The organism is Rhodopirellula maiorica SM1 (assembly GCF_000346295.1).
Lineage (GTDB): Bacteria > Planctomycetota > Planctomycetia > Pirellulales > Pirellulaceae > Novipirellula > Novipirellula maiorica.
The window spans coordinates 1-4816 of record NZ_ANOG01000187.1 but is presented as its reverse complement, the minus strand read 5'-3'; the positions used below and the strand labels follow the sequence as shown (position 1 = coordinate 4816).

Here is a 4816-nt window from a genome sequence, read left to right as displayed (position 1 = left end):
CTTCGGCAAGACGGATGATTCGGAATCGAGGTTACGTGCCTTTAGACAATTGGACATCGCTGCCGAACAGGATCGGACGATTGCGTATTGGCAGCGATGGGCAAGGCAATGTGAATACGACGGACCGTATTACGACCGCGTCATTCGAAGTGCGTTGGTTTTGAAGCTGTTGATCCACGAGCCTTCGGGCGGCGTGGTGGGGGCTCCTACCACGTCGTTGCCTTGTCAAATCGGAGGGCAACGAAATTGGGACTATCGATACACGTGGCTTCGCGATACGGGAATGTTGCTTGATGCGTTACAGCAACTTGGCTATCACGAGGAATCGAAGCGATTTATTGATTGGCTCGAACAGATCTGTTTGCACTGTAACGACGGGTTGCGGATCATGTATCGAGTGGATGGTGAAATCGCCCCCGACGAACAAACGCTCGACCATCTTGCCGGTTTTCAGAACTCGTCCCCCGTCCGAATTGGCAATGGAGCAACCGACCAAACTCAGATCGATGTTTACGGACATGTGCTTGACGCCGTGGTGCTTTGTTTTGAGAGGATGCCACGCAAATTGAAGCCACAACTGTGGGACCTTCTGCGTAGCCTAGCCGATCGGGCTGCGAAAGGTTGGCGTGAAGATGATCACGGTCCATGGGAGATCCGTGGACCGGCCCAGCCGTATCTGTATTCAAAACTCTATTGTTGGGTCGGTCTCGATCGCGCCATTCGCTTTGCTGAGAAGCATCGTCTTGACGGCGATCGAGAGTATTGGAAACAGCAGCGGGACGAAATTCGCGACACCATCCTGTCACGTGGTTTTCATCCTTCCTTGCGTGCGTTTACTGAAACGCTTGGCGGTGACCGCTTGGACGCGAGTGTCTTGAGCATTCCATTGACCGGTTTTCTTCCTGGTGATGATCCACGAGTTGTGTCCACGATCGAGACCCTCAAAAAGAACCTGTCGTCCAACCGATTGATGTATCGCTATCGCCACGACGATGGACTTCCTGGCCACGACAATCCATTTTCGTTATGCGGTTTTTGGATGGTGATGAACCTCGTTTTGGCGGGGCAAATCGACGAGGCGAAGCAATGGTTTGATCATCTATGCAGTTTTGCCAATGACGTGGGCTTGATGTCCGAACAGATTGATCCGAAAAGCGGAATGTTACTGGGGAATTTTCCTCAAGGTTTCACACACCTTGGTTTAATCCGTGCTGCGCTGCATCTGAGAGCAGCGGAAGATGGAGGCACTGGTTCGAAATGAAGAAAACGCTAAAAAACGATGTTGTCGTTATCACCGGCGCCGCGGCGGGCGTGGGACGCGCTGCGGCGGTCGAATTTGCTCAAGCTGGTGCTGCCGTCGGATTGCTGGCTCGCGGAAAACAACGTCTCGACGACGCCGTCGATGAAATCACGAGTCTTGGTGGTCGAGCCATTGCAATCGCAACCGATGTTGCGGATGCCGCGGCGGTGGAACAGGCGGCACAGCAAATCGAAGATCAACTTGGTCCGATCGATTGTTGGGTGAATAATGCCATGACGACGGTGCTTGCGCCGCTCGAAGAAATCAGCGCGGATGAGTTCCGGCGGGCCACGGAAGTCACCTACTTGGGGACCGTCTACGGGACGATGGTCGCGTTGAAACACATGCGGCCGCGTGATCGAGGCGTGATCGTTCAAGTAGGCTCGGCACTTGCCTATCGGGCAATTCCTTTGCAAGCACCTTATTGCGGCGCCAAACATGCGATTCGCGGTTTCACGGATTCGCTACGCTCTGAATTGATTCACGACCATAGCGGAATTCATTTGACCATGGTACAGATGCCAGCGTTGAACACGCCCCAATTCAGCTGGTGTCGAACGCGATTGCCCAACCACCCGCAACCGGTGCCTCCGATCTTTCAACCCCAAGTCGCAGCGAGGGCGATTCGCTGGGCGGCGCAACATCGCCGCCGCGAAGTCCACGTAGGGCACTCGGCGGTCATGACCATTTGGGGCAACAAATTCTTTAGCGGATATGGCGATCGTTACTTGGCAAAGCACGCATACCAAGGCCAGCAAACAGATCAGCCGATCGATCCCAACCGCCCCGACAATTTGTTTGATCCCGTGGACGCCGACTTTGCCGCCCAAGGCATTTTTGATGACCGAGCCAAATCCTTCAGCTACCAATTCTGGTTAACGCGACATCGGATCACGATCGCTGCCATCATCATCATGATCCTCGTGACGGTCGGCGTGTTGACATGGATGCTCGCAAACTAGCACTGTTTGATAGCTAGCACTGTTTGATAGCTAGCACTGTTTGATAGCTAGCACTGTTTGATCCCGTGATCGCAACGTCTTTAAGAGAACGGGCTCGTGAAAGCCTCCCGAAGTGACCTCACGATAGCGTTGAGCGGGCTTACGCTGGCCACCCTCCCCTCGTCCCCATTGACGAATTTTTCTGGCGTCGGATTTCCTCGCTGTAGGGGCCAGCGTGCTTGGCTGCCGGACCCTAGGCCCCCGGGATTCTTGGGGAATGGCTAACGTCTTACAATCCTGAGCAGTACGCTAGGTTAGTTTCGCGGCACGCAGTCTCAGTGCGTTGGTGATCACCGACACGCTACTGAAACTCATTGCCGCAGCGGCGATCATCGGACTCAGCAAAATGCCAAAGAAGGGGTACAGCAGGCCGGCGGCAACCGGGATTCCCAGGGCGTTGTAGATGAACGCAAAAAACAAGTTTTGGCGAATGTTGCTCATCGTTTTTCGGCTTAGATTGCTTGCCGCCGCCACGCCGCGAAGGTCACCACCGACCAACGTGACGCCTGCGGATTCGATCGCCACGCCTGTCCCAGTTCCCATCGCGATACCCACGTTCGCTTCGGCTAATGCCGGAGCATCGTTGATCCCATCGCCTGCCATCGCAACCGTTTTGCCTTCGCTTTTCAGCCGACGGACAAAAGCGTGTTTGTCCTCCGGTGAAACCCCTGCATGATACTCGTCGATGCCCAGCTTGGTGGCGACCGCTTTCGCGGTTGGCTCCGCATCGCCCGTCAGCATCACGACCTTCAGTCCCAGCTCATGCAGCGTTTCCAGAGCTGCCGGCGTACTTGGTTTGATCGGATCGGTGATCGCCATCAACGCGGCCAACTGGCCATCGACCGCGACAAAAATCACGGTTGCACCTTCGCTTTGATGCTTCGTCGCCTCCGCTCGACCCGCATCGACGCCATCGACATTCTGTTCGATCAACAAGTCGGCTTTTCCAATGATCACGTCGCGTCCATCAACTCGGGCTCGAACGCCACCTCCGGTGATGCTGCTGAATGCTGTCGCTTCGTGTTGTGTTGTTGCGTCCTGTTTCGCACGTCGCACAATCGCTTGAGCGAGCGGATGTTCACTTTGTGTCTCCACTGCGGCGGCCAGTGCCAAAATCTCTGGCTCGCTTGTTCCGCCAAACGTTTTGATTGCGGTTACTTCGGGGCGACCTTGAGTCAGTGTGCCGGTTTTGTCGACGACGATCGTGTCGACCTTTTCCATTACTTCCAAGACCTCCGCATTCTTGATCAGCACTCCTTCTTTGGCTCCGCGACCGACACCGACCATCACCGACATCGGCGTCGCTAATCCTAACGCACAAGGACAAGCAATGATCAACACGGCAACGGCAGCAACGAAGGCATGAGCCAACGCGGGTTCGGGGCCAAACATTGCCCAGCCGATAAACGCTAGGATCGAACACACAATTACCGCAGGCACAAAATAGCGAGCCACGACATCGACAAGCTTCTGAATCGGCGCACGACTCCGCTGGGCATCCGCCACCATTTGCACGATCCGGCTCAGCACGGTATCGCCACCCACTCCGACCGCTTCCATCACTAACGCACCGGTTTGGTTGAGCGTTCCCCCGGTGACCTCGTCTCCTTCGGATTTCTGCACGGGGATCGGTTCGCCCGTCAACATCGATTCATCCACGCTGCTGCTGCCGCTGAGGACACGGCCATCGACGGGGACCTTTTCGCCAGGCCGAATTCGCAATCGGTCGCCCTTGTGAACCGAATCGAGCGAGACTTCTTCTTCGCCGTTGTCGGTTAAGCGGTGTGCGGTTTCGGGAGCCAATTGCATCAATTCTCGGATCGCTCCGCCGGTTTGTTGTCGTGCGCGAAGCTCCAGCACTTGTCCCAGTAGCACCAAGGTGATGATCACGGCAGCCGCTTCGAAATACAGCGGCGGCACTCCGTTTTCGAAGAAGGCTGCGGGGATCACGCCGGGCATCAAGACGACGACCAGGCTAAATAGATAAGCCGCCAGCGTTCCCACCGCGATCAGCGAAAACATGTTCAAGTTCATGCTGCGAAATGACTTGACGCCGCGGACCAACAGTGGCCAACCGCACCAAAACACCACTGGAGTGGCAAGTGCCAATTGCAACCAAGCAAATACCGTTTGAGACATCCAATCGCTGATCCGCAGCCCTAGCATCGGCCCCATCGCGATCACCAACAGCGGCACGGATAAGACAACGCCGACCCAGAAGCGAAGCTTCATATCGGCGTACTGCTCGTCATCGCCATGGTCGGCCATGTCGACGAACTTGGGTTCCAAGTCCATCCCGCAAATCGGACAGTCCCCCGGCCCACTTGTTCGATTTCCGGATGCATCGGGCACGTGTAGACCGCCCCCGGATCGGCGGGTTTGCCGGTTGCTGCGGTTTTGGACGAACCCGAACCGTGGCAACAGGAGGGGCCGTCAGCAGCAGCCTGATTTTTGATCGCTTCTTTTTCAGCCCGCGATGCTAACACCCCTGCCGGGTCTGCCTCGAATTTTTCTG

Annotated in this window: 2 protein-coding genes and 1 pseudogene; 2 read left to right on the top strand and 1 reads right to left on the bottom strand. The window is 55.9% G+C overall.

Going from position 1 to position 4816, the window contains the following annotated elements:
* Positions 1-1261 (top strand): glycoside hydrolase family 15 protein (locus RMSM_RS05740; RefSeq protein WP_236622019.1); only part of this gene is annotated, 1261 nt, incomplete at its 5' end.
* Complete coding sequence (locus RMSM_RS05735; RefSeq protein WP_008692852.1) at positions 1258-2262, top strand: SDR family oxidoreductase; 1005 nt, start codon at positions 1258-1260, stop codon at positions 2260-2262. The genes RMSM_RS05740 and RMSM_RS05735, both read left to right, overlap by 4 nt.
* Before the next feature lie 288 nt (positions 2263-2550).
* Here the strand turns inward: RMSM_RS05735 and RMSM_RS05730 are convergent.
* Positions 2551-4816, bottom strand: a pseudogene (locus tag RMSM_RS05730) (copper-transporting P-type ATPase); the annotation flags it as partial.

What these genes read in the sequence shown, in the direction of transcription:
- RMSM_RS05735 (WP_008692852.1), top strand. Translation starts at nt 1,258, where the DNA reads ATGAAGAAAACGCTAAAAAACGATGTTGTCGTTATCACCGGCGCCGCG.